Origin of the sequence: Arthrobacter sp. A5, from assembly GCF_051131705.1 — a bacterium.
Classification (GTDB): Bacteria; Actinomycetota; Actinomycetes; order Actinomycetales; family Micrococcaceae; genus Arthrobacter_M.
On record NZ_CP180316.1, the window covers coordinates 1,425,583 to 1,451,142 of the forward strand.

Consider the following 25,560-nt stretch of genomic DNA (forward strand, 5'->3'; position numbering starts at 1 on the left):
ACCTGTTGGTCTCAGGCACTAAATCCGTCCAGCCGCAGATGACCTGTGCATAACTTCTGCACGATTCGGGATTTTGGTCTATCCCTGAGCTATGGACAATTTCGCTTCCGACGACAGTTCGGTAAGGCCGCCAGACGACGGTTTGGCTCTGTCGTTCGACGACGATCCGGACACCCGCCCGGTGCTTCCGGGCTACCATGCCGAGAGGCTGCTGGGAACCGGAGCCAGTGCGCAGGTATGGCTCGTACAACATGAGACAACGGGGAGGCTGCTGGCGGCCAAGTGTTTTCCGCCGGAGGAATCCCTGACCGGGGCCTCGGACGCGTCGTTGGCGCGGGAGTTGCGGATCCTGGCGAATTTCACACACGACCATTTACTGACGGTCCACTCCGCAGCCGGGCTCGGCGGCGCGTGGACCGGCGGGAGAGCCCTGCTGATGGAGTACGCGCCCGGTGGATCGCTGGCGGCCCTGGTCGCCGCGCGCGGCCCGCTCAGCATCGGCGAGTGCGTCACGGTCCTGACCCCACTGGCACAGGTGCTGGGTTATCTGCATTCCGAGGGGGTCGCACACCGGGACGTATCACCGGGCAATGTTCTCTTTACCGCACAGGGCAAACCGCTTCTCGCAGATTTTGGCGTGGCCAGGATGGTCGGGGATGCCGTGCAGTTCAGGACCGGCACTCAGGGCTTCACCGCTGACGCCGCTGCTTATTCCGGCGACGGCGGCGAGGCGGCGCTGGACCCGGCCGGTGACGTCTATGCTGCGGCCGCGGTGGGTTGGTTCGCCCTCACCGGACAGGTTCCCAGGGAAACCGAGTTCCGGCCGCCCCTATCGGCCTTAGTTCCGGGCGTGCCAGAAGAGCTCGCGGCGGCTCTTGAAGCCGGACTGCAGGAAGTCCCGATGCGGCGGCCGACGGCGCTTGAATTTGCACAGGCGGTGTACCGCAGCGCTCCCGCCGCCGTCATCGATCTGTCAGCCTCAGTCCATCCCAGCGTTTTGCCGGATTTGCTCACCCGGCGCCAGGTGCGGCGTCCGACCGTGCATTGGTACCGGCCTGGAAGCTGGACACGCCTGCGGCAGCTCTCCAGACCCGGTCACCCGGAGGGGCGGCGTCATGGATCAGCAGGTTTCCGCAGGCGAGGATGGCGCCGGGTGAGCGGCCGTGGCGGCCAGGCTGGATCGGGTCTGGCAGGAGGGGGCCCGGCTGGACGGGGCCCGGCTGGACGGAGTCTGGCCGGAGACGGCGTGGCTGGAGCGGGGAGCGTGTTCCCCGGGTCGAACGAACGCATTGGGGCGGCCGGAATGGGCATGGCTGCGCGCCTCGGCGACGGAACAGGAGCCGGAGGTCCTAGCCGCAGAGACTTCCGTCCTCGCCGCAGATACTTCCGTCGGGGCCATGGCGGCGTTCGCCGTCGGGACTGGAGCTCTGAGGAGGGACAGGCCCACGCCGGAGGCCGTGAGGAGGGACAGGCCCGAGCCAGGAGTCGTGAGGAGATACATCTTCGCGCCAGCGGCATGGTCCGGATGCTCCGCACTTTCGCCTCGGCCGTGGTTCTCCTCCTGGTGGTGAGCGCCGGCATGCTTATCTGGCGCCCGGATGTCGGCGGAACCGGTCGACTAGCGCCGGTGGAGGGCGCGGGCGGGCCGGAGCCTCCAGAGGATGCGCTGGCGACCCTGGCCGTGCCGGACACGATCCGCGCCAAGCTGGGCGCTGAGGACCCCGCGGAGGCCCTGGGCGCGCTGGCATGGCTGCGCTCATATGCATTTTCCTCCGGCCAAGCGGACCTATTGAAGCATGTGGATATCGCAGATTCACCCGCCATGGCTGCGGATGCGGCGGTCGCCGCCCTGCTGCAGAAGGACAAGCACAGGCTCACCGGTCTGGAAAGCCAGGTCCTCAGTTCCCACGAACTGGCCGACGATTTGCCCGATTCGGCACGCCTCAATGCGACCACCGTCACCAGCGGTTTCGCCGAGCAGGACCAGCAAGGAGTGGTGGTCCGCTCCCAGCCCGACGCGGCAACCCAAGAGCTGTTGTTCGTGCTGCAACGGGAGGAGCAAGGGCACTGGCGGATAGCCGAGGTTCACTTGCCGGCCAATTGACGGGGCGGACCGTGGGCTGATCTCTTTGCTGGGTACCGATCTGTCCGTAATGCCCCTGGGCATTACCATTCGTGCCGGTCACCGCGCCGGGCCGTCGGTGCCGGTCAATCGGTGCCGGCCACCCACTGCGCCACGGCGGACGCCGTCGGATGGATAAATCTGAAGCCGTGTTCCAGCAGCACCCCGGGTACCGCGCGGGTGCTGGTGAGCAGCATTTCGTCGGCTAGCCGGCCCAGCGCGGCAGCGAGAACGAACTCGGGGACGCGCAGGCGTGCGGGCTTTCCCAGCGCCTGCGCCAACGCGGCCACCAAGTCATCCACCTGCACCGGCTCCGGCGCGCACAGGTTGACAGGTCCATGGATGTCGTTATGCAGCAGGAATTCCATCGCGGCGACGTCGTCCGGCAATGAAATCCAGGGCCAGTACTGCCGGCCGCTGCCCAGCGGCCCTCCGACGCCGGCTTTCAATGGCAGCAGCAGTTTGCCGATCGCTCCGCCATACCGGGTGACGACGACGCCCGTTCGCATCACTACCGTGCGCACCCCATCCGGGGCAGCCAAGGCCGCATCTTCCCAGCGCCGGCAAATATCCGCCAGCAGGGAATCCGTGGCTGATGAACCCGTCTCGTCCACTGCGGCGGAGTCAACGTTCCCGTAATATCCCGTTCCGGACTGGCTGAGGAAGACCGGGGGCGGGTTGTCCGCCTGTTCCATGGCACGGACCAGTGTAGCGGTGGAACCGATTCGCGATTCATACAGCGTTTCTACGTAGCTCCGCGTCCATGGGCGGTCCGCCGGTCCCGCGCCGGAAAGGTTGACGACGGCGTCCATACTGTCCATCCGGTGCGGATCCAGTTCCCGGCCGGCCGGGTCCCATTGTACCTCAGCGGAACTGCGGGCGCGACGGCGGACCAGACTGGTCACCCGATGCCCCTGGGCGGTGAGATGCTGACTGACGGCCGAGCCGAGCAGTCCTGAGCCGCCGGATATGAGGATTCGCATAGAGCCATCACATCACAGCAGCCACCGGTGCGGAACACCCGCCGGATCCGAGTTATGACGCGCGGCGAACAAGTCTCGCGGGCGGTCTGTGGCCTCCCTGCGCCCGCGGGCGGTCTGTGGCCTCCCTGCGCCCGCGGGCGGTCTGTGGCCTCCCTGCGCCCGCGGGCTGAGTGGCTAAGATCGAACAATGACCTCTTCTAGCTACTTCCGTTATCCGCATCTGCACGGGGAACTGGTCACCTTCGTGGCCGAGGACGACGTCTGGGTGGCGCCGCTGGACGGCGGACGGGCGTGGCGCGTATCGTCGCTGCAGCTGCCGGCCAAAAATCCGCGGTTCACCCCCGACGGCGCCCGGTTGATCTGGACGGTCGTGCAGGACTCCGCGCCGGAGGTGGTCAGCTCATCCCTTGACGGCGGCGACTTCCGCCGGCTGACCTACTTCGGGCATCAGAGCACCAAGGTCAAGGGATTCACCGCCGCGGGCGACGTGGTGGTGACCAGCGCTTTTGACCAGGCGGAGAGCCGCCACACCTGGGCGTACGCGCTGAAAACGGATGGCTCGGCCCGGGCGCTGCTGCCTTACGGGCCGATTGAAGCCGTGTCGTTCGGTCGCGAAGTAGGTGACGAGAGGCCTGTCGTCGTCTCTTCGGTACTGTCACGCGAACCGGCCTGGTGGAAGCGGTACCGCGGTGGCACCGCCGGGAAACTGTGGATCGACGCGGACGGGTCCGGGGAATTCTCCCGCCTGGTTCCCGGTCTGAACGGCAATCTGACGGATCCGATGTGGATCGGTGACCGAATTGCATTCCTCTCCGACCATGAAGGCCACGGGAACGTCTATTCAGTCCGGCCGAACGGCACCGGCCTGCAGCGGCACACGGACCACGAAGGGTTCTACGTGCGGCACGCCGCCACGGATGGCGAGCGGATCATATTCGAGTCCGCCGGGGACCTGTTCCTGCTCTCCAGTCTTGATGCCGAACCGGTCCCGTTGGCCGTGACCTTGGGCTCGGCGTCGACGGGGCGCCGGCCCCGACCGTTGAATGTCAGCGAGCATCTCGGCGAAGTGGTGCCGGACCTGACCGGCCGCGCAAGCGCGGTGGAGGCCCATGGCACGGCGCATTGGTTGACGCACCGTGACGGACCGTCGCGCATCCTGGAGGCCACCCCGGGCGTACGGACCCGGCTGGTGCGGCCATTGGGCAACGACGAGGTGGTCTATGTTGCCGATCACGGCGGCGTCGAGGCCCTCTATATTAAGGATGTCCGGGCCGATGTTGCGGAAAGTTCCGCCGCCGCGCTACCCGGCAATGAAACCGCCGACGGCGGCAATGAAACCGCCGACGGCGGCAGTGCCGCCAGCTGGACCGAGGGCGTCGGGATTTTCGGCGACCCCCTGCAGGCCGCGAACAGCAGCCGATTGGACGCCATTGGCGGAACCGGCACCGATGCGACGGTCAATCTGGGGGCCAATGCGGACAGCGCGGTAGAGGACACCGGAGTCAAAGCTGCAACACCGGATTCATCGCGCCAGGATTCGCTGCCCCGGCCGGTTTCCGCCGCCGAGGTGGCCCAGGGCGGCGCGGTTTCCGTGCCGGTCCCCGCCTGGCCTGACGAGGAACCGGCTCGCCAGGACTCTCCGCCAGCCGGTGGAGCGGGGGACTCCGCCGTCGCCGTGACCCAGCCCAGCACCGCGGGATCGCGCAGGCTCAGGGATCCGGCGCCCGGCGCCCGTCGGATCGAATTCGACGGTCTGGTCCGCGTCAGCGAAGTAGCCGCCAGCCCGGACGGCAGGTTTGCCGCGGTGGGAACCGAACTTGGTCGGGTACTGCTGCTGGACGTCGCGGCAGGAACCCTGCGGGAAGTGGCAGCCACGGATGCGGGCGCCATCGGCGAGCTGGTTTTCAGCCCGGACTCGGCCTGGCTGCTATGGGTGGAACCCGTCGGTGCGGATACCGACCGTTCCAGGCTGCGGCTGGCCCCTGTGAAAGACCACTTGGTCGCCAGCGGCGCAGCCGCACATGACAGCGGAATCCTGGAGCTGACAGACGGCAGGTTCGCCGACCACGGCCCGGCGTTTACTCCCGACGGACGGTTTATCGCCTTCCTATCCCAGCGCAGCTTCGATCCGGTCTACGACACGCACGGATTCGATCTGAGCTTCCCGGCCTCCACCAAACCGTTCCTGCTCGCGCTCGCCGCCGGAACGCCGTCGCCCTTTGGCCCGTCTGTGGAAGGCACACCCGCGGAGCCGGAGACACTCAAGGCTGACGGGGGCGAGGACAAGCACAAGGGCCACGCCGTGCCGCTGGTGGTTGACGCGCAGGGGATCAGCGGACGGCTCGTTCCGGTCCCGGTTCCGCAGGGCAACTACGAGAAGCTCAGCGCCGCGGACGGCGCGCTGCTTTGGCTCGCCGGTGCGGCCGAGGGCGTTACCGGCGACGGCCGGGCCTCTACCAGCGATCAACCCGCGGCCCAGCGGCTGGACCGTTTCGACATCGCGACGCGTGAGGTCAGCACGCTCGTTCCCGCGTTGAGCGCGTACCGCATCACCGGGGACGGTAAGCGGATCGTGCTGGTCCACGATGGCAAGGTCCGCGTGGTTCCGACCGCGACGAAAGTCGAGGAAAGTTCCGCGGAGAGCATCACCGTCGATCTGAGCCGGATCCGGGTCCAGCTGGAGCCGCTCAAGGTCTGGGGACAGGCCTTCGACGAGGCCTGGCGGCTGCAGCGGGACTTCTACTGGACCGCTGACATGGCCGGAATCGACTGGCAGGACGTCTACGACCGGTATCGGCCACTCGTGGAAAAACTGGGATCTCACGACGATCTGGTCGATCTGCTCTGGGAGATGCATGGTGAATTGGGCACCTCCCACGCCTACGTCACGCCCAAGGTGGTCAAAGAAGCGGATTCCGGCCATCAGGGCCGGCTGGGCGCCGATCTCAAACGCACCGCCCGCGGCTGGGAAATTGAGCGGGTGCTTCCGGGCGAATCTTCGGATCCGCAAGCCCGCTCCCCGTTGAGTGCGCCCGGGGCGGGAGTCATTCCGGGCGACGTACTGCTGCGCATTGATGGGGTGGCGTTGCCGGAAAATGGTCCCGAAACGCTTCTGGTCGGAGCAGCCGAGAAGACCGTTGAACTCACGGTCCGTAATGGGCCCGGGCACGACGACCTTGCAGGCAAGGTGCGTCGGATCGCCGTCGTGCCGGTCAAGGATGAAGAGCGGTTGCGTTACCAGGACTGGGTGCTGGGAAACCGCCGCACCGTCCGCCAGGCATCCAAGGGACGGTTCGGTTACCTGCATGTTCCGGATATGCAAGCGCGGGGCTGGTCGCAGCTGCACCGGGATCTGGACACGGAAACGGCCCAGGACGGGTTGGTTGTGGACGTCCGGCGAAATCGCGGCGGCCATACCTCCCAACTCGTCGCGGAACTGATCGGACGGAAGATGACGGCGTGGTCGCAGGCGCGAGGTCGGCGCCCTGGGATTTATCCGGCGCAGGCGCCGAGGGGACCCGTGGTTCTCCTGACCGACGAATTTGCCGGCTCGGATGGAGACATCATCACCCAGGTGGCGAAACTGCGGGGCATCGGTCCCGTGGTCGGAATGCGCACATGGGGCGGTGTGGTGGGCATCGACGGCAAGTTCTCGCTTGCTGACGGCACGGGGGTAACCCAGCCGAGGTATGCGTTCTGGTTCAGTGGGGGAGTCGGGTGGCAGGTGGAAAACTACGGGGTAGATCCCGACATCGAAGTCCCATTCCCGCCGCACGCATACGGTGACGGTTCCGACCCACAGCTGGAATACGGTGTGGGCGTGCTCAAAAAGATGCTCGCCGAGATCCCTACCCAGACACCCCCGCCTCTGGCCGGATATCCCAGCCGTCAGCCCGGGAAGCTGCCGGCCCGGCCACCGGCGGAGTGACTCCTCCGTAGCTGTAGCCGTAGCCGTAAGAAACCAGTCGGCCGGGCAAAGGTGTCTAAAGGGCGCCGCGTCTGTGGAGCGGGGTCAGTCGCGGCTTGGACAGTGAAGGCCACGGTCAGTTGGGCCCGAGCAGTGAAGGCCACGGTCAGTTGAGGCACGGGCAGTGATGGCAAGGGACAGTGCTGGCAAGGGAAAGTGATGGCAAGGGACAGTGAAGGCCGCGGTTCCAAGGGGTGCCGCGGCCTTCGTGCTCCGGCGACCGAGCCCCGGAATTTATTGCTAGGCCTCCAGCGAGGCGGTGAGGGTGATGTTGACGCCAGCCAGCGCGGCGGAGACCGGGCAGCCCGACTTGGCGTTGTCCGCAATACGCTGGAAATCTTCCTCGCTGAGCCCCGGGACCTTCGCCTTGAGAGTCAGATGGCTGCCGGTAATTCCTTCTCCTGGCTGGAACGTCACATCAGCAGTGGTATGGACCTCGTCGGCCGTTTTCCCCTCCTCGCCCAGCATGTTGCTGAACGCCATGGAGAAGCAGGCCGAGTGTGCCGCGGCGATGAGCTCTTCAGGGCTGGTCTTGCCCTCCGCCTGCTCCGCGCGGGCCTTCCATGTGACGTCGTAGGTGCCGAGGCCGGACGTGTCGAGTGAGACCTGACCGGAGCCCGTAGGTAGGTCGCCGTTCCAGATGGTATGGGCTGTGCGTGTAGTCGCCATGCTAACTCCTATAATCGTGGATGCTGCCGGTGTTAGTAACGAAACACCAGCAACAACGGGGTATGTCCAAGCATCCTAACCATTCCACCCTATGCCGTGAGCCAGTTCTTCGCACAGGCCGCGCCCATTCGTGGCTATTAAAGGACGCCAACAGTCAGGATTGAGTCGGAGATTCGAATGGGACGAAACTATGGTGCTTACCAACCGCGACTCGAATGCCGCACAGGATATATCCGATATCCCAATTGTTGGGGCGGCGTCAGAAGGGTGGTGGTGGTTCGGGGTTGTTGGGGTAGACGCGTCCGGTGGGTGAGGTGTGGATGAAGACGCCGGGGGTTGGTTGGGTGACGGTCCAGCCGGTGCCGGGGTCGTCTTTGAGGTGGTGATCGGCTGTGCATAGGGGGCCGAGGTTGGTGTCGCTGGTTTCGCCCAGGGGCAGGGGTGTGCCGTCGGGGGCGTAGGTCTGCCGGTGGTAGGGGATGGTGTGGTCGATGTCGCAGAGTCTTGCGGGTTTGTCGCAGCCGATGCCGCGGCAGGTTTTGTCCCGGTTGATGATCCAGCGGCGCAGGTCTGCCGCGGGTTCGTAGGCTGTCCGGCCGATGGAGAGGATGGTGCCGTTTTCGGGGTGGGTGAGGATCCTGAGCCAGGAGGTTGCCTGGCCGGCGAGTTCGCGGGCCTGGTCGGCGGGGATGGGGCCGTAGCCGTTGAGGTTGCCGGGGCGTTCGTCCAGTCCCATCAGGGTCAGGACGGGGACGGTGACGGCGATCTGGGCGGGTGCGTAGCGGGGGGCCTTCCGGCCCCGGCGGCCACGGGCGGTCTTCCCGGCGTTCCCGGTGTTGGTGCCGGTCTTCCCGGCGTTCCCGGTGCCGGTCTTCCCGGCGTTCCCGGTGTCGGTATCGTCGGTGCAGTCGCTGGTGTCGGTGTCGTCGCTGGTGTCGGTGTCGTCGCTGGTGTCGGTGTCGGTGTCGTCGGGGTCCAGGGCGTTGTTGAAGAGGTCGACCATGACGTCGGCGCGGTATTCGTTGATCGCGCGGGAGGGTTTCCCGCCGGGGGTGGTGCCGGTGGAGGGTTCGCCTTCGTGTTGGGCGTGGTGGGCCCAGGCGTCGATGGTTTCGTAGAAGCGCCGGGCGTCCACGGCGGGGAGGAGTGCACCGATTTCGGCCATTCCGTCGGGTTGGGCGAAGAACCAGACGTCGCGGTGGGTGCGGGCGCGTTCGTGCCGGGCGGCGAGGGGTTCGGGGTCGAGTTTCTCCGCCGTTTCGCGGGCATGCCGTTCCAGGGCTTTGGGTGTCAGGGAGGGTGCGAGGGCGGTGATCGCGTCTTCGACCGGGCCCCAGAGTTCGGCCGGGGTGGTGCCGAGTCCGGAGAGGACGGCGTGGACGCGGGCCCGGTCCAGGAGGCCCTGCTCGTGCTGGGCGAGGGTGGCAGGGAGCATGCTGGTGAGGTAGTCGCTGTTGTCCAGGAGGCGCTGGGCGCTGTAGCGGCCGATGTGCAGGGCGGCACCGATTTCCGCTGCCGCGTACCGGGAGCGTTCGCTGATCCATTCGGACCGGGCCGGCACGGTGAAGCGCCGTGGTGTTTCGGCCGGCAGCGGGGGCCGTTCTGCGGCGAACGCGGCGACGGCCCGGGTCTGGATGGCCTGGGCCCAGGACACCATTTTCCCGGCTGCGGCGGCGTAGTCGAGCTTCTGGTCGGCATCACCGCCGGCGGGGTCGGTGAGCAGCAGGGCCTCGGCGGTCCGCAGCGGGTCCAGCCTGTCGGGGTCCTCTTCGCGGACCAGGCCCGCCAACAGGGCCCGGCAGACGGACTCGACCTGCAGGTCAGCGGGGCGCACATCCGGGGACGCCAGATCACTCTCTGGCAGCACCGGTGGCTGTACATCCGCCGGTTCCACGTCCGCCGGCTGCAGGCCCGGGTCCGGCAGGCCGGGGTCCGGCAGGCCGGGGTCCGGCAGGCCACTGTCCGCCGTGGGCTGCAGGTCCGTGGGCTGCACGTCGGGGTCCGGCACGTCGGGGTCCGGCACGTCGGCGGCCGGGTCGACGATCGCACCGTCATTGACAACTCGGTTATCCGCCGCGGGGTTATCCGCGGCGGGGATGTTCACCAGGGAGTGCCGGAGGTCCTCGTCGGTGACCGGACGGCTCGGGCCCCAGATCAGTTCCGGGAGAAAAGGGACCGCGGACCCCGCAGTCAGAGTGCCTTGGACGAGGCCGCGGCGGGCGTGTTCGGGCCTCCCGAGGTATTCCTCGAGGAGCGATTCGAAACTCTGTTCGCCAGCCATACTACCAGTATATTCCTAATCATGACAAATCGGTAGTCTTTTATCGAATATAGTTTCGATAAAGTGTTTAGAATATTTCGGCTGCGACCGGGCGTCACCACTGCCGCAACGTGGCCTGCTGGGAGCATCGCGCCGGTGGTGCTACGGTCTCGAGACATGCAAATCTGTAAGGGCGCCCTTCCCCTTGGGATGGACGCCCTTACGGTACAGCAAACTATTAGTTTAGAGTCCCAGATCAGCCTCGAAGCTGCCCTCTTCCAGTCGCGCCCGCAGGGTCTGCAGGAAGCGGCCCGCGTCGGCGCCGTCCACCAGGCGGTGGTCGTATGTCAAGGACAGGTACATCATTGAGCGGATGGCGATGGTGTCATCGCCATCCACGCCGGTGATGACGACGGGACGTTTGACAATGGCGCCGGTGCCCAGGATGCCGACCTGCGGCTGATTGATGATCGGCGTATCGAACAGCGCGCCAACGGAACCGATGTTGGTGATGCTGAAGGTTCCGCCCGAGAGCTCATCCGGGCCGATCTTGTTATTGCGTGTACGCGAGGCGACGTCGGCAATCTTGGCAGCGAGGCCGGCAAGATTGAGGTTGCCGGCATCGGCGATGACGGGGACCAGGAGGCCTTTGTCCGTATCCACAGCGATCGCCAGATGCTCGGCGTTGTGGTACGTGATTTCCTGCTTGTCCTCGTCATATGCGGCGTTCAGCTTCGGGTGCTGTTTTAGCGCTTCGGCGACAGCCTTGGCAATGAACGGCAGGAACGTGAGCTTGACGTCGTTCTGAGCCTGGAACGTGCCCTTTGCGGCGGTGCGCAGTTTGGCGATCTTGGTCATATCGACCTCATGCACCTGCGTCAGCTGGGTGGAAACATCCAGGGATTCGCGCATGCGCCGGGCGATGACCTGACGGATCCGTGGAGCCTTCTGGACCGTGCCGCGCAGTGATGAAACAGGCGCTCCGGACGCGCCCGCAGCAGCAGCCGGAGCGGACGGCGCCGAGGCAGCAGCAGGAGCCAGGCTGGGTGCGGGCGCGGCCTTTGCCTCGGCGGCGGCGGCGACGTCCTGCTTGCGGATGCGTCCCCCGACGCCGGTGCCGGTGACGGACGCCAAGTCGACGCCGTGCTGATTGGCCAGTTTGCGGACCAACGGGGTGACATAACCGGCTTCGCCGCCGTCGGCCGGTGCCTGTGCGGCCGCATTCTTCGGCGCGGAATCCTTCGGGGTGAAAACCGTCGGCGCCGAGGCCGGAGGTGCCGACGGTGCGGCAGAGGGAGCCTCGGCCTCCGGGGCGGGAGCCTCGTTACCGGCGCCCGTCTCGGGGCTGGAGGTATCGACAGGCTCGGACTGCTCTTTGGCCTCGGCAGGCTTGGCCTCGGCAGCCGGCTGGGCCTCCGGTGCGGGTTCGGCCGCAGGTGCGGCGGCGCCGGATCCGATGACGGCGAGCACGGAGCCGACTTCAGCGGTCTCATCCTCGTTGACGCGGATTTCCTGCAGCGTTCCTGCGACGGGGGAGGGAATTTCCGTGTCCACCTTGTCCGTGGAGACCTCGAGGAGGGGTTCATCCACCTCAACGGAGTCGCCGACGGCCTTGAGCCAGCGGGTCACGGTTCCCTCGGTCACGCTCTCACCCAAAGCGGGGAGAGTGACGTCGTGCGTCTCGCCGTCGTTGGAGGAGTCCGCACCCTTGGAAGGAGCCGGGCCGCCGGCAGGAGCCGCCTGAGCCGCGGAGGAGTCGGAACCGATGGGGGCATCTGTGGAGGGCACTGCTGCCTCGGCCTGTGAAACTTGCGCTTCCGGTGCTGCGGCTTTGGCCGCCTCGGGAGCCTCTTCGGTCGCAGCAGCGGAGTCGCCGCTGCCGATGCGTACCAGCGGGGCGCCCACCTCAGCCGTCTCGTCTTCGGCGACGAGGATCTCCTCGATCACACCGGCGATCGGAGAAGGGATCTCGGTGTCGACCTTGTCGGTGGAGACTTCGAGCAGGGGCTCGTCCACCTCTACCCGGTCACCAACCTGCTTGAGCCAGCGAGTGACGGTACCTTCGGTGACGCTTTCACCAAGGGCGGGTAAGTTCACGGATTCAGACATTTCGTCCCCGTTCTCCTTATTATCTGCAATGCGAATTGATATCGGTATTTCTACGCCTGAAATACCGCATGGAATACTGCTTTGAGCATAGTGCACCCGGTGCGGAACACCGGGTGCACTGATCAATTGTTACTAGCCGTGCAGCGGGTGGCCGGCCAGGGCCATGGCAGCCTCGCCCAGGGCTTCGTTCTGCGTGGGGTGCGCGTGGAGCAGCTGCGCAACATCCTCGGGGTAGGCTTCCCAATTCACGATGAGCTGAGCCTCGCCGATCTGCTCGCCCATGCGCGAACCGATCATGTGAACGCCGACGACGGGGCCGTCCTTTTCGCGGACGAACTTGACCAGGCCGCTGGTGCCCAGAATGGAGCTTTTGCCGTTTCCTGCCAGATTGTACTCGACGCTTTCGACCTTGTCGTCGCCGAACTTTGCCTTGGCGGCCTTTTCACTCAGGCCCACTGAGGCAATTTCGGGATCGCAGTAGGTGACCTTCGGGACGTTGATGTCCTCGACAATGACCGGGCTCTTACCGGCAATTTCCTCTGCCACGAAAATGCCCTGCTGAAATCCGCGGTGCGCCAACTGTACGCCGGGGACAATGTCGCCGACGGCGTAAATGTTGGCAACGCCGGTGTGCAGGCGTTCGTTGGTGATGACGAATCCGCGGTCCATCGTGATGCCGGCTTCTTCATAGCCCAGGTTCGCCGTGGACGGCCCGCGTCCGACGGCGACGAGCAGCAGATCCGCCTCGAACGTCTTGCCGTCGACCAGGGTCACCTTGACGCCGTCGTCGTTCTGCTCCACGCCCTGGAAGAACGTGCCGGTGCTGAACTTGATGCCGCGCTTTTTGAAGCTGCGCTCCAGCACCTTGATGATGGCGGCGTCCTCGTTCGGGACCAAGGACGGCAGGCCCTCAACGATGGTGACGTCCACGCCGAAGGACTTCCAGACGGAGGCAAACTCGACGCCGATGACGCCGCCGCCGAGCACGATGACGCTCTTGGGCAGGTAATCCATGGTCAGGGCGGTGTCGGAGGTAATGACCTTGCCGCCGATTTCCAGTCCCGGCAGGCTGCGGGAGTACGAGCCAGTGGCCAGAATGATGTTCTTACCGGTGTAGGCGGTTCTGTTCACAGTAACGGTTTTCTCCGCGGTGAGCCTGCCCTCGCCCTCGATGACGGTGATGCCCTTGCCCTTGATCAGGCCGGAGAGCCCCTTGAACTTGCCGGCAACGATGCCGTCCTTGTAAGCATTGACCGCGGTCATGTCAATGGAGTCAAGGGTGACATTGACGCCGTACTTCGCAGCATCGCGGGCATGATCGGCGAGTTCCGCAGAGTGCAGCAGCGCCTTGGTGGGGATACAACCGTTGTGCAGGCAGGTTCCGCCCAGCTTGCCTTTCTCGACAAGTCCAACAGTGAAGCCCAGCTGGACGGCACGGAGGGCTGCGGCATAGCCGCCGCTCCCAGCCCCGAGAACCAGGATGTCAAATTCTTGCGCAGCTGCCTGATCGGCCACTTAGACGCTCCCTCGCGTATCGGTTGACGCGCGTAGTCGCGCGTCCTGTTGTTCTTGTACTGACTTGGTGTGACGTATGCAGTGCCGGATTCCGGTGGGGTGCTGAATCCCTGATGCAGTGCTTTCAGCCTTCACCCTATCCTTCACAGCAACCATGCTCCACCCGCGAAGCCCCCGAATGATGCGGATGTGTTCAGTCTCACGCGGCAATGAGAGCAGCCTGTCATAGCCGGCGGCTATAGTGCGGCCGGCCATGACAGGCAATGTGAGACAGGGACAGGCTCAGGCGGTACGAACCAGGACGTCCTCGACGTAGGAGACCAGTGTGCGCACGGCGACACCAGTGGCCTGCTTGGGCGTGTAGCCGAATGCGGAGCCTTCGTTGAAGGCCGGCCCTGCGATGTCCAGGTGCGCCCACGGAATTTTGGAGCCGTCCTTGTTCTCTCCGACGAATTCGTTCAGGAACACCGCGGCGGTCATCATGCCACCCATTTTCTCGCCGATGTTGGCCAGATCGGCCACCGGTGAATCCAGCGTTGGGCGCAGTTCCTCGGGCAGCGGCATGGGCCAGAAAAGCTCTCCCGCGCGGTCCGCAGCGGCCTTCACCGCGGCGCTTACGCCGTCGTCGCCCATCACGGCGGAAACGCGCTTGCCCAAGGCAACCATCTGGGCGCCGGTAAGGGTGGCTACGTCCAGGATGGCGTCCGGCAGTTCGGCCGAAGCGGCAGCGAGGCCGTCGGCCATGACCAGCCGTCCCTCGGCGTCGGTGTTCAGGACCTCGACGGTTTTGCCTCCGAACATGGTCAGCACATCTGAGGGACGGGTGGCGGTGGCGGACGGCATGTTCTCCGCCAGACACAGCCACGCGGTCAGCCGGACCGGCAGGCCCAGTTCCGCGACGGCCAGCAGCGCGTTGAGGACAGCAGCAGCGCCAGCCATGTCGCACTTCATGGTCATCATGCTGCCGGCGGGCTTGAGTGAGATTCCGCCGCTGTCGAAGGTGATGCCCTTGCCCACCAAGGCCAGCTTGACCTTGGCGCGGGTCGGTGCGTATTCCACCTTCACCATGCGCGGCGGTCGCGAGGAGCCCTGTCCGACGCCCAGAATGCCGCCGTAGCCGTCGCGCTCCAGGCGCTTTTCATCCAGCACCGTGACCTTGACGGGCAGCCCCTTGGCCAGGTCCTTGGCCGCTTCCGCGAACGTCTCCGGGTACAAATGGCTCGGCGGTTCGTTGACCAGCGAGCGGGTGGCATTGACCGCCTTAGCGACGATGGCGGCCCGCTTCAGGGCCGGTGCCAGTGCGGGATCGTCCGCGGCGGGGGTGAAGATCGTAACGGAGCCGACGTTCGCCTTCGCGGCGGCTTCAGCGGTGCGCAGCCCGGAGTAGGTGTAGGCGCCCAGGGCGGCACCTTCGGCGACGGCGGCAGCCTGGCCGACCGTCGTCGTTGGCAATGCGACGGCGACGGACTCCACACCAGCCAACTGGCGGACGGCGGAGCCGGCGGCGCGGCGCAGCGCCTCTTCGCTGGTCTGGTTGCCGGTCAGCCTGCCGACACCGGTAAGCACCAGAACCTGGGCGCCCACCTCGGGGACGCCGGGCAACCGACGCACCTCGTCGGCGGCACCGGTGATGCCCAGGACCTGCAGGGAGGCGGCCAGTGCATTGGCTGCTTTGACGGGCAGCGGGTTGTCGAGCAGGACGGGACCGTCCGTGCCCTGTCCGACGCCGATCACGAGGGCCTGTGATTCGTCCTTTTTGAGGTCTTTGGCAATGGCCCGGAGCGTTACTTCATGATTTTTGAACACGAATATTGATCCTCGCTGGTTGTTGGTAGACACCTAAAGCGGCTCGTCTAATGATCGTAGTCTGAAGCCCCGCCACGGCGGCAAAGGAGGCAGCCCGCAGGGCGGCAAAGGAGGCAGCCCGCAGGGCGGCGGCGAAGGCGCTCTGGTGCGGTGGCCGGATATCGTGGTAATTGGCGGCTCCGGTTACTGTTGCAGAACGATCTGGCGCTGGGGCTGGAGGCATTCCCCGGCTGTGGCGGGGAGAAGCAGGGCGGGGAGAAGCAGGGCGGGGGACTGCGCCGGGGACGAGCCGTAGCCGGGAAATCGGCGGGCCTGGGAAATCCGTCGGGCCGCCCTCAGCGTTGGCAAAATACCGTTGGTGCAGGCCCACGTCATGGCATGAGAGGGACAGCGCCCAGATCCGGAATGATTCCGGGCATCCGCGGTGTTGTACTGGTAAAGCAGAAGCTTCAGAGCGCGGCAGTTTGAACGGCACGACAGTTCAGACGGGCAGCATTTTTGACGGCGCAGCAGTTGAGACAGAACCGCAGTAGTTTACAGACCGCAGTAATCAGCACCGGATCCCTGGTCCGTGGAGGAAGTTGTGAAAGATATCGAGTACACACCGTTTCTGGAGCCGTCGGATCTGTATGCCGTCAATGATGTTTTGCTGCAGCAGGAGGATTTGCGCGGTTTGAACATGGTGATGGGTTTTTCCGGATTCTCCGATGCCGGCCACGTGGTGTCGCAGATCACCGCCGAGCTGCTGGGACATCTGGACAGCGAGCCGGTGGCCTTCTTCGACATCGACCAGCTCATTGATTACCGTTCGCGCCGTCCGCGTATTACCTTCGCCCAGGACCGCCTGACCGACTACCAGCAGCCCCGTCTTGCCCTGTACCGGATGAAGGATGCGCTGGACCAGCCGTTTTTGTTGCTGACCGGGAATGAGCCCGATCTGCAGTGGGAACGCTTCAGCGGTGCGGTCCTGAAGCTGGTCAAACGCTTTGACGTTAATCTGGTGGCGTGGGTGCATTCCATCCCGATGCCTGTCCCGCACACGCGCCCGATCGGCGTCACCGTGCATGGCAACAGGCCGGAGCTGATCGAGGGAATCTCCACCTGGCAGGCCACCGTTGACCTGCCCTCCGCCGTCGGCCATCTGCTCGAATACCGGCTACAGGAGGCCGGGCGGAACGTGGCGGGGTACGCCATCCACGTCCCGCATTACTTGGCCGACGCCGAATACCCGCCCGCCGCCGTCGCCGGCCTGGAGCACCTGGGAGCGGTGGCATCCTTGATGCTGCCCAGCGAGCGGCTCCGGGAGGCCGGCCGTGATGTGGAGCGGCAGATTGCCGAACAGACGCAGGGCTCCGCGGAGGTCCAAGCAGTGGTGCACAATCTGGAACACCAGTTTGATGACCGGACCAAGGGCACCGCGCGCCGGTCCCTGCTGGCGGATGAGAACGATGAGCTTCCGGACGCAGACACGCTCGGGGCGGCAGTGGAGGCGTACCTGGCCAGTCAGGATCCGGAGAACGACGGCGGACCGGCCGCCCGCTGAAACGTGCCGGAATAGGATGGATGAGTGAAAGCCAGCGGTAGCGGAACCATCCATGGACAAGATTCGAGCAGCGGACCCCAGACCGGCAGCGGCAGCGGCCGCACGCCGGGGCAGAGCGGCGGCATCTCCAGTGGCAGGGCTTGGTTTGTCTGGGGCGTCGGTGTTTTTGCCTATCTGATTGCGATCACCGCGCGGACTTCCTTTGGCGTGGCCGGTTTGGAAGCCACCGCCCGATTTGAGGCAACCGCCTCCGCGCTGTCGGCCTTCACCGTGCTGCAGCTGCTGGTTTACGCGGCGCTACAGATACCGGTGGGTGTGCTGGTGGACCGCTTCGGGCCGCGGGCGATGATCGCTTCCGGAGCCGTGCTGATGTGCCTGGGGCAGCTGCAGCTCGCAGCGGCAACGTCCGTTTCCGCCGGCATCTTCGGCCGAGTGCTGGTGGGTGCCGGCGACGCCATGACCTTTATTGCCGTGCTCCGCCTGATCCCCGCCTGGTTTCCGGCCACCCGGGTTCCGCTGTTGACGCAGCTGACGGGGCAGCTGGGCCAGATGGGCCAGCTGATCAGTGTCATCCCGTTCGCGCTGGTACTGCATGCTTTCGGCTGGAGCCCGGCGTTTCTGGGTGCGGCGGGACTGTCCCTGCTGGCCTTCGTGCTCGCCGCCGCGCTGCTGCGCAATCAGCCGGCGGGAACGCCGAGCGGCAAGACCCAGCAGGGTCTGCGGGAAACGGCGACGGCGGTGAGCAAGGCCTGGAAACAGCCCGGAACCCGGCTGGGCATGTGGAGCCACTTCACCACGCAGTTTTCCGGCACTGTCTTCATCATGACGTGGGGCTACCCGTTCCTTGTCTCCGGCCAAGGGCTGGAGCCGGCGATGGTGACCGGCATTATGAGTCTGTTCGTCGTCGTGGGAATCATCTGCGGACCGCTGCTGGGAGGGTGGGTGGGCCGCCATCCGCTCCGCCGTTCCACCATGGTCCTGCTGATTTCCACCGCGATCGGCGTCGTTTGGCTGGCCACCCTGACATACCCGGGCAGGGCACCGCTGTGGCTTCTGCTGGTTCTGGTCCTGGTGCTTGCGCTGGGTGGACCGGCCTCGATGATCGGATTCGACTTTGCCCGCACTTATAATCCGTCACACCGGATGGGCACCGCCACCGGAATCGTCAACGTCGGCGGGTTCTGCGCCGCACTGCTGACGATGTATATCGTGGGACTGGTACTGGATCTGCTCAATAACAGCGGTTTCTCGAAGGGGGATCTGTACTCGTTGGATTCCTTCCGTATCGCTTTATCGGTGCAGTTCATCATGCTCGCAGTGGGTGCGTCCTACGTGCTGTCCTGCCGCCGGGCTGTCCGCCGCCAAATGGCGCTGGAAGGTGTCCGGGTCCCGCCGCTGTGGGTGGCAATGGGGGACAACCGGCGGCGCCGGCAGCAGTACCGTGCGGAGGTCCGCAGCGCCCGGGCCAATGCGCGCAGAATGGCGGGAGGTCGAACCGGGAATGGCGCGGCGGAGAAGCCTGGTGGGAAATCCGCCGGCAAGAACGGGGCCGGGCGGAACGGGGCCGGGCGGAACGGGGCCGGGCGGAACGGCTCCGCCGAGAACGGTACTGGGGAGGACGGTTCCGCCGGTTCGGATTAATCCTGCACAGGGCGTTGCGGCGCCGTCGGCTTGCACATCCTGTGCTTTTTGTCTGGCCGCCGCCGCCGGACGCCCCGACAGTGGTGTCATGACTACTGAACAGCGCCTGTCCATCAGCTCCGGCGAGGATATCCTCAGCTACATTCCGCATTCGCTGGGCTATTGGCCGGCCCGCAGTCTGGTCTGTCTTACGATGGCAGGCAAGACCATCGGCGCCACCTTGCGCGTTGACCTGCCGGATGTCCACGACGTCGGACTGCAGGACTTTGCCCACTACGTCTGCGCCGCTTTGGGAGCTGATGAGCACGCCGACGGTGTACTGCTGGCGGTATTCGGCAGGCGCGATTGGTTGGTACCGGGACGGATTCCCTACCGGCGCTTAATGGAGGTGCTCGAGTCGGCCTTGCGGAAAGCAGGCACACCGGTGAAGGAGAAATGGTTCCTGGGACCGGCGTATTGGCGCAACTACGTCTGTACGGACATCGACTGCTGCGGCTGGCCGGGCCGCCCGCTGGATGACATCGTCAGCAGCGCCCTGAATGCTGAGCTGATCTTCCGCGGCAGCGGCTATCTCGATCCGCAGGAACGCGCGGGCTCCGCGGTGGTCCCGCTCCCGGACGGGGCCGGGCTGGCTGTGCATCGGGCATTGCAGACCTCCACCGCGGTTCTGTCGGGCCGGCAGCTCGGGCAGGAGCAGTTCATGGCCACCTTGCAGGCTTGGGAGCTTGCCATCGCACGGTGGCCCGAGCCGCCCGCCGCGACGACCTCCGGTTACCTGTTGGCGTCGCTGGAAAGTGTGACGGTCCGGGATGCGGTACTGGTGCTGGCCAGCGTGGGGGCGCAGCTGGCCTTCGCCGGGGCATTGGGTTATGGGCTGCTGGCGGAATCCGAGCAGGACATAGTACGGCCCGTTCCCTGGGAGCCGACCACGCGGGAGTGGGTGGCGCTGCGCAGCAGTTTCAGCGCAGGCGACGACCTTCTCTGGCAGGACTTTGGCCGGGTGCTCATGGGCGAGGGCGCCAGCGATCCGGACTGGAATAGACTGGATAAGATGGACGAGCTGCTGACCCATCTGTCCCGGGCCGCTTCGGGGGAACCGCGGGCCGCGGTGCTGACCATGCTGGCCTGGGCGCAATGGTGCCGGGGGCGGGGTTCGGCTGCCGACGCCTATCTGCGGCTGGCGTTGAGGGACGCCGCCGGCTACCGGTTGGCGTTGCTGCTCGGTGAGCTGGTCAGCCGCGGCATCATCTGCAACTGGGCCCGCGACCGCAGGACCTCCTGGCACCCTCCTACAGACCGGTGAACGGGGAGGCGGGGTAAATATCGTGAGACAATGGGAGTCGAGACCCGGTTGGGTCCGTGATTCACCCTGTGACTCCCTGATGAACTTCTGTGGAAAACTCTGTGAGCCGATGGGAACAATGTCGGTTCGACGGTAGTTATACCTAGTGGCTCTGCAGGTTGTGATGAGGTGTGTAAGTCATCACGGACTTGACAGGGTCATAGTGGTGTTGCCCGCAGGTGACTCCACAGACCGCCGCAAGAAAGGTTTTCTGTGTCTGACACTGCCAAGAGCAATGACTCTGCTACTTCCGAGGTTGATGCCTCGGCAAACCCAGCTGCCGGCCCGAAGAAGGCCTCTGCTGCGAAAACCAGCACCGCCCGTACGGCTACTGCCACCATCGACCAGTCGGATGACGGCGGCGACGCCGCAGCGTCCCAGTCCCCGGCGCAGAAACGAGCGGCCACGATCGCCGCTAAGAAGGCCGCCGTCGAAGGCGGTGACGGCGCGGCTGGGAAGAGCGGCGGCCGTCAGGCCAAGACTGCCGGCGCTCCAGCCAAAGCTGCCCGGGGGCGGGCTCCGAAGGCATCCCAGGATCACGAAACCGAGGATGCCACAACAGTGGACGACGATGAGGCTGGGGTGAGCACAAACTCGGAGACCGTCGAAATTGTCCCGGAGACGACCGGCCGCGGTTTTGTCTACTCGGATGCCGATGACGATGACGCACCCGTCCAGCAGGTCATGTCCGCCGGTGCCACGGCTGACCCGGTGAAGGATTACCTCAAGCAGATCGGTAAAGTTGCGCTGCTGAATGCCGAGCAGGAGGTCGACCTTGCGCTGCGTATTGAGGCTGGGCTCTTCGCGGACGAGAAGCTGGCGGCGGACGACGGGAAGATCGATGACAAGCTCAAGCGCGAACTGCAGTGGGTAATCCACGACGGTAAACGCGCCAAGAACCACCTGCTGGAAGCCAACCTTCGCCTGGTTGTGTCGTTGGCCAAACGTTACACCGGCCGGGGCATGCTGTTCCTGGACCTGATCCAGGAAGGCAATCTGGGTCTGATCCGTGCGGTTGAGAAGTTCGATTACACCAAGGGCTTCAAGTTCTCCACCTACGCCACATGGTGGATCCGGCAGGCCATTACCCGCGCCATGGCGGATCAGGCGCGTACGATCCGTATCCCGGTGCATATGGTGGAGGTCATCAATAAGCTGGCCCGTGTACAGCGGCAGATGCTTCAGGATCTGGGCCGCGAACCAACCCCGGAAGAGCTGGCGATCGAGCTTGATATGACTCCGGAGAAGGTTGTCGAGGTGCAGAAGTACGGTCGGGAGCCGATTTCGCTCCACACGCCTCTCGGGGAAGACGGAGATTCCGAGTTCGGCGACCTGATCGAAGACTCCGAAGCGGTTGTTCCGGCCGACGCTGTCAGCTTCACGCTGCTGCAGGAGCAGCTGCATTCCGTCCTTGACACTTTGTCCGAGCGCGAAGCAGGCGTGGTGGCAATGCGCTTCGGGTTGACCGATGGCCAGCCTAAGACTTTAGACGAAATCGGCAAGGTATACGGCGTAACGCGGGAGCGGATCCGCCAGATTGAATCCAAGACGATGTCCAAGCTCCGGCACCCGTCGCGCTCTCAGGTTCTGCGGGACTACCTGGACTAAGCAGCCAGGCAGCCGCGTTTGGCTTCGGCTCGGGGCTGCCCGGTCCGGGGCCAAACGGTCCACGGTTAAACGAACTGGCGGACCGGGCCGAGACCCGGAACCAAGAAAGGGCCTCTCCGACGGAGGGGCCCTTTCTTGGTCTTTCGTTCTAATTCTGGTCGGTCTTATGCTCTTTTGCCGCTACCGACTGCCCGCCCGGGTTATCGGCTGGCGGGGCCGACCGCCTTCCACCGCCGCTCAGCGGTGTTCCGTTCCCGCTTAGTCCTCGACGAGAACGGACTCCTTCTGATGCAACCGGGCGGTCTCGTCCTGCCACTGGGCAGACAGCGGCTTCAGTGTGGGCTCCACGGCCCGGGCATGGTGACCGCAGAAAAGCAGTTCACCGCCGGAGGATTCCAGCACGACACGGACATATGCTTGAGCTCCGCAGCGGTCGCAGCGGTCCAGGGCGTTCAGTTCGCGGCTGGCTACAGCTGTTGTCATGATGGCCTCCTTAGTAGTTCTGTACATCTATACAACCACTATTCGTCGCGGAAGCATGGCAGGTTGGGTCGACTTTCGCTGACCGCGTAGCGGCAGCTAAACCGCGGGGCCATGTCGCCGCCGGGGACGGAAGCACCCGGAGACCGTATTGGCGAGGCACGAAACTCGGAGCGCGGCCCGGCGGCAAGCCTGTACCGCCCGGGCCGCGCCGGAAGATATCGTAGACAGTGGCCCTACTTCCGGGCCCCGGCACCGCATCCCCTGTCAGCCCCCAGTCATCAGCCCCATCTCTCATCAGCCCCACCAGCCATCAGCACCGTCCAAGGAGTCTGCCGAACGTGGTCCCACCAAATTCCGATTACACGGCCCGCCATCTCTCCGTGCTGGAGGGGCTGGAAGCTGTCCGTAAGCGGCCGGGAATGTACATCGGTTCCACGGACTCACGGGGTCTTATGCACTGCCTGTGGGAGATCATCGACAACTCCGTTGATGAGGCTCTGGCCGGTCATGGTCAAAGCATAAAGGTCATCCTGCACCCCGATAACTCCGTGGAGATCCATGATGACGGTCGAGGCATCCCGGTGGACCTGGAGCCCAAAACCGGCCTGACCGGTGTTGAGGTCGTCCTGACAAAGCTTCATGCCGGCGGGAAGTTCGGCGGCGGGTCCTACACCGCCTCCGGTGGCCTGCATGGCGTCGGCGCCAGCGTGGTGAACGCGCTCTCGGCCCGTCTTGACGTGCAGGTGGACCGCGGCGGCAAGACCTACCAGATGTGCTTTCGCCGTGGCGAGCCCGGACATTTCAAGGACAGCGGCCGGAGCCTAAGCCCCACTGCTGTCTTTGAGCCGTTCGTGGACGATTCAAGCCTGGACATCGTCGGCACCACCAAGCGTGGTGTCACCGGGACCCGGATCCGTTACTGGGCGGACCGGCAGATATTCACCCCCGACGCGAAGTTTTCCTACACGGAGCTGTCCGACCGTGCCCGCCAGACCTCCTTCCTGGTTCCGGGGCTGCGCATCTCCATCCGTGACGAGCGTCGGTTGCCAGGCACACCGGGGGAATCGGAGGTGCACGAAGAGGTATTTCAACACGACGGTGGCCTGTCCGAATTTGTGGACTACCTGGCCGCCGACCCGGCCGTGACGGATGTGTGGCGTATCCACGGCAGCAGCACCTTCCGGGAAACCGTTCCGGTGCTGGATTCGAACGGTCATCTGAAGAGCACCGAGGTCGAGCGGGACTGTGAGGTGGATATCGCGATGCGTTGGGGGATCGGGTATGACACCGCCATGCGCAGTTACGTAAATATCATCGCTACGCCCAAGGGCGGCCGTCATCAGGAAGGTTTCGAGCAGGCGCTGCTGAAGACCTTCCGCAAGGTCATCGAGTCCAACGCCCGGAAGCTCAAGGCGGGCAATGACAAGATTGAGAAGGACGACGTCCTGGCCGGGTTGACGGCGGTCCTGACCGTACGTCTGGCCGAGCCGCAGTTTGAGGGTCAGACCAAGGAGATCCTCGGTACACCGGCGGCGCGCACCATCGTCGCCAAGGTGGTCGAGCGGGAGCTGACGGCCAAGCTGAACTCGTCACAGCGCAATGAGAAGGCCCAGTCGGCCCAGCTGCTGGAAAAAGTGGTGTCGGAGATGAAATCCCGGATCTCCGCCCGGGTGCACAAGGAAACGCAGCGGCGCAAGAACGCGCTGGAAACCTCCTCGCTGCCGGCCAAGCTTGCGGATTGCCGGACAGATGAGGTTGAACGCAGCGAGTTGTTTATTGTCGAGGGGGACAGCGCCCTAGGTACGGCAAAGCTCGCGCGATCCTCGGATTTCCAGGCGTTGCTGCCGATCCGCGGCAAGATCCTCAATGTCCAGAAGGCCTCGGTGGGCGACATGCTTTCCAATGCTGAGTGCGCGGCCCTGATCCAGGTGGTGGGTGCGGGCTCGGGACGGAGCTTTGCCTTGGAAGCGGCCCGCTACGGCAAGGTGATTCTGATGACCGATGCCGACGTCGACGGTGCCCACATCCGGACCTTGCTGCTGACGCTGTTCTTCCGTTACATGAGACCCATGATCGATGCCGGTCGGGTGTTCGCGGCCGTCCCGCCGCTGCACCGGGTGGAGGTCATCAATCACGGCACGAAGCCGAACGAGATGATCTACACCTATTCCGAGCAGGAGCTGCACACGCTGCTGGCCTCGTTGGAGCAGACCGGAAAGCGGTACAAGGAACCGATTCAGCGTTACAAGGGTCTGGGCGAGATGGATGCAGGACAGCTGGCGGAAACCACGATGGACCCGAGGCACCGGACTCTGCGGCGGGTGACAGCGGCCAATGCGGAATTGGCGGAGAAAACCTTTGAACTGCTGATGGGGTCCGACGTTGCGCCGCGCAAGGACTTCATCATCGCCGGCAGCTCCTCGCTGGACCGCGAACGCATCGACGCTTAAAGCCCGAAGGCGGGTTCCACGGCTGCGACCCGTGAACGCGATTTGGTGAACGCGGTCCCGATATATAGGACCGGACGGATTTCGCCGTTTCGTGGTTCCGGCCGCCGGCCCGTGCGCCGTCCGCCCGTGCGCCGTCCGCCCGTGCGCCGTCCGCCCGTGCGCCGCCCGCCCGTGCGCCGTCCGCCCGTGCGCCGCCCGCCCGCAGCGGCATCCGCTGATTGCTGCTGCGTGCATTACGATTACACCGACTTGGAGGTATTGTGCGCATTGCACTCGCTCAAATCATCACTGGTCCCAGCTTGGAAGACAATCTGGATCTGCTGGCAGGCTATGCCCGCCAAGCGAAAGACGGGGGCGCGGACGTTGTCATCTTCCCGGAAGCAACCATGCGGGCGTTCGGGAATCCGCTGGCGGATATCGCGGAGCGGACCGACGGCCCATGGGCGTCACGTGTCCGCGGTGTGGCTGCCGAGTTGGATCTGGTCGTCGTGGTCGGGATGTTCACCCCCGGGGTGGAAGGCAAGGTCCGCAACACCTTGTTGGCGACCGGACCGGGCGTGGAGACCAGCTACGACAAAATCCATCTCTTTGACGCCTTCGGCTTTGCCGAGTCGGACACCGTGGAAGCCGGCACCGAACCGGTCACGTTCGTTGCAGGCGGAATCACCTTCGGCCTGGCCACCTGTTACGACATTCGCTTTCCGGCGCTGTTCACCGCTAATGCGGTCCACGGGGCGCAGGTTAACATCATCTGCGCGTCGTGGGGCGCCGGCCCCGGCAAGGCGGAGCAATGGGACTTTCTGGCCCGGGCCCGCGCGGCGGACACCACCACATTTGTCCTCGCCTGTGGGCAGGGCGACCCGGCCTCTGCAGGCATCTCCGTTAAAGGCACCGCGCCGACGGGAATAGGACGCAGCGCAGTCATCTCGCCGTTCGGTGCGATTATCAACCAGCTCGACGGACGACCGGGCCTACTGTTCGCGGAGCTGGACACGGCTCTTGTCGATGATGCCCGCCGTAAGCTTCCGGTGCCGTCAAACCGGCGGAACCTGGGCTGATCAT

Annotated in this window: 15 protein-coding genes; 8 read left to right on the top strand and 7 right to left on the bottom strand. The window is 65.1% G+C overall.

Annotated elements, in window-relative coordinates; all coding sequences use genetic code 11:
• Nucleotides 1-91: 91 nt before the first annotated feature.
• A complete protein-coding gene (locus ACLLJI_RS06480) occupies nt 92-2,104 on the top strand; it encodes a protein kinase domain-containing protein (protein ID WP_434619312.1) in 2,013 nt (670 codons plus the stop codon).
• A gap of 104 nt (nt 2,105-2,208) precedes the next feature.
• Here ACLLJI_RS06480 and ACLLJI_RS06485 read toward each other — a convergent pair whose 3' ends face one another.
• Nucleotides 2,209-3,105, bottom strand: coding sequence for a TIGR01777 family oxidoreductase (locus ACLLJI_RS06485; RefSeq protein ID WP_434619315.1), 897 nt, complete (start codon nt 3,103-3,105; stop codon nt 2,209-2,211).
• Between the two features lie 187 nt (nt 3,106-3,292).
• On the opposite strand from ACLLJI_RS06485, the gene ACLLJI_RS06490 reads away from it, so the two are divergent.
• Entirely contained in the window at nt 3,293-7,033 is a 3,741-nt protein-coding gene (locus tag ACLLJI_RS06490; RefSeq protein ID WP_434619318.1) for a S41 family peptidase, read from the top strand.
• Nucleotides 7,034-7,312: 279 nt separating this feature from the next.
• Here ACLLJI_RS06490 and ACLLJI_RS06495 read toward each other — a convergent pair whose 3' ends face one another.
• From ACLLJI_RS06495 to ACLLJI_RS06515, 5 genes are all read right to left on the bottom strand, one after another.
• Nucleotides 7,313-7,741 (bottom strand): OsmC family protein, encoded by a 429-nt coding sequence (locus ACLLJI_RS06495; RefSeq protein ID WP_283560755.1) that lies wholly within the window; start codon nt 7,739-7,741, stop codon nt 7,313-7,315.
• Between the two features lie 259 nt (nt 7,742-8,000).
• Nucleotides 8,001-10,022 carry a DUF222 domain-containing protein gene (locus tag ACLLJI_RS06500; protein WP_434619322.1) on the bottom strand — a complete coding sequence of 674 codons (2,022 nt, stop codon included), beginning with the start codon at nt 10,020-10,022 and terminating at the stop codon, nt 8,001-8,003.
• Nucleotides 10,023-10,244: 222 nt separating this feature from the next.
• Nucleotides 10,245-12,110 carry a 2-oxoglutarate dehydrogenase, E2 component, dihydrolipoamide succinyltransferase gene (gene sucB / locus ACLLJI_RS06505; RefSeq protein ID WP_434619325.1) on the bottom strand — a complete coding sequence of 622 codons (1,866 nt, stop codon included), beginning with the start codon at nt 12,108-12,110 and terminating at the stop codon, nt 10,245-10,247.
• A 132-nt stretch (nt 12,111-12,242) separates the two neighbouring features.
• Complete coding sequence (gene lpdA, locus ACLLJI_RS06510; RefSeq protein ID WP_434619328.1) at nt 12,243-13,625, bottom strand: dihydrolipoyl dehydrogenase; 1,383 nt, start codon at nt 13,623-13,625, stop codon at nt 12,243-12,245.
• Nucleotides 13,626-13,907: 282 nt separating this feature from the next.
• Entirely contained in the window at nt 13,908-15,431 is a 1,524-nt protein-coding gene (locus tag ACLLJI_RS06515; RefSeq protein WP_434619331.1) for a leucyl aminopeptidase, read from the bottom strand.
• Nucleotides 15,432-16,014: 583 nt separating this feature from the next.
• Here ACLLJI_RS06515 and ACLLJI_RS06520 point away from each other — a divergent pair.
• The 4 genes from ACLLJI_RS06520 (at nt 16,015) to ACLLJI_RS06535 (ending at nt 21,565) form a co-directional block, all read left to right on the top strand.
• Complete coding sequence (locus ACLLJI_RS06520; protein WP_434619334.1) at nt 16,015-16,974, top strand: proteasome assembly chaperone family protein; 960 nt, start codon at nt 16,015-16,017, stop codon at nt 16,972-16,974.
• Between the two features lie 123 nt (nt 16,975-17,097).
• Complete coding sequence (locus ACLLJI_RS06525) at nt 17,098-18,615, top strand: MFS transporter (protein WP_434621301.1); 1,518 nt, start codon at nt 17,098-17,100, stop codon at nt 18,613-18,615.
• 88 nt (nt 18,616-18,703) lie between these two features.
• Complete coding sequence (locus ACLLJI_RS06530) at nt 18,704-19,918, top strand: DUF4192 domain-containing protein (RefSeq protein ID WP_434619337.1); 1,215 nt, start codon at nt 18,704-18,706, stop codon at nt 19,916-19,918.
• Nucleotides 19,919-20,170: 252 nt separating this feature from the next.
• Complete coding sequence (locus ACLLJI_RS06535; RefSeq protein ID WP_434619340.1) at nt 20,171-21,565, top strand: RNA polymerase sigma factor; 1,395 nt, start codon at nt 20,171-20,173, stop codon at nt 21,563-21,565.
• A gap of 258 nt (nt 21,566-21,823) precedes the next feature.
• Here the strand turns inward: ACLLJI_RS06535 and ACLLJI_RS06540 are convergent, their stop codons facing one another.
• Nucleotides 21,824-22,048, bottom strand: coding sequence for a DUF7455 domain-containing protein (locus ACLLJI_RS06540; protein WP_283561277.1), 225 nt, complete (start codon nt 22,046-22,048; stop codon nt 21,824-21,826).
• A gap of 338 nt (nt 22,049-22,386) precedes the next feature.
• On the opposite strand from ACLLJI_RS06540, the gene ACLLJI_RS06545 reads away from it, so the two are divergent.
• Nucleotides 22,387-24,498: a DNA gyrase/topoisomerase IV subunit B gene (locus tag ACLLJI_RS06545; protein WP_434619344.1), complete on the top strand. Its 2,112-nt coding sequence runs from the start codon at nt 22,387-22,389 to the stop codon at nt 24,496-24,498.
• A gap of 260 nt (nt 24,499-24,758) precedes the next feature.
• A complete protein-coding gene (locus ACLLJI_RS06550; RefSeq protein WP_434619347.1) occupies nt 24,759-25,556 on the top strand; it encodes a carbon-nitrogen hydrolase family protein in 798 nt (265 codons plus the stop codon).
• Nucleotides 25,557-25,560 lie beyond the last annotated feature (4 nt).

Bases quoted from the DNA above. Each gene is read 5' to 3' on its own strand.
- ACLLJI_RS06480 (WP_434619312.1), top strand. From the start codon at position 92: ATGGACAATTTCGCTTCCGACGACAGTTCGGTAAGGCCGCCAGACGAC.
- ACLLJI_RS06485 (WP_434619315.1), bottom strand. From the start codon at position 3,105: ATGCGAATCCTCATATCCGGCGGCTCAGGACTGCTCGGCTCGGCCGTC.
- ACLLJI_RS06490 (WP_434619318.1), top strand. From the start codon at position 3,293: ATGACCTCTTCTAGCTACTTCCGTTATCCGCATCTGCACGGGGAACTG.
- ACLLJI_RS06495 (WP_283560755.1), bottom strand. From the start codon at position 7,741: ATGGCGACTACACGCACAGCCCATACCATCTGGAACGGCGACCTACCT.
- ACLLJI_RS06500 (WP_434619322.1), bottom strand. From the start codon at position 10,022: ATGGCTGGCGAACAGAGTTTCGAATCGCTCCTCGAGGAATACCTCGGG.
- sucB (WP_434619325.1), bottom strand. From the start codon at position 12,110: ATGTCTGAATCCGTGAACTTACCCGCCCTTGGTGAAAGCGTCACCGAA.
- ACLLJI_RS06530 (WP_434619337.1), top strand. From the start codon at position 18,704: ATGACTACTGAACAGCGCCTGTCCATCAGCTCCGGCGAGGATATCCTC.
- ACLLJI_RS06540 (WP_283561277.1), bottom strand. From the start codon at position 22,048: ATGACAACAGCTGTAGCCAGCCGCGAACTGAACGCCCTGGACCGCTGC.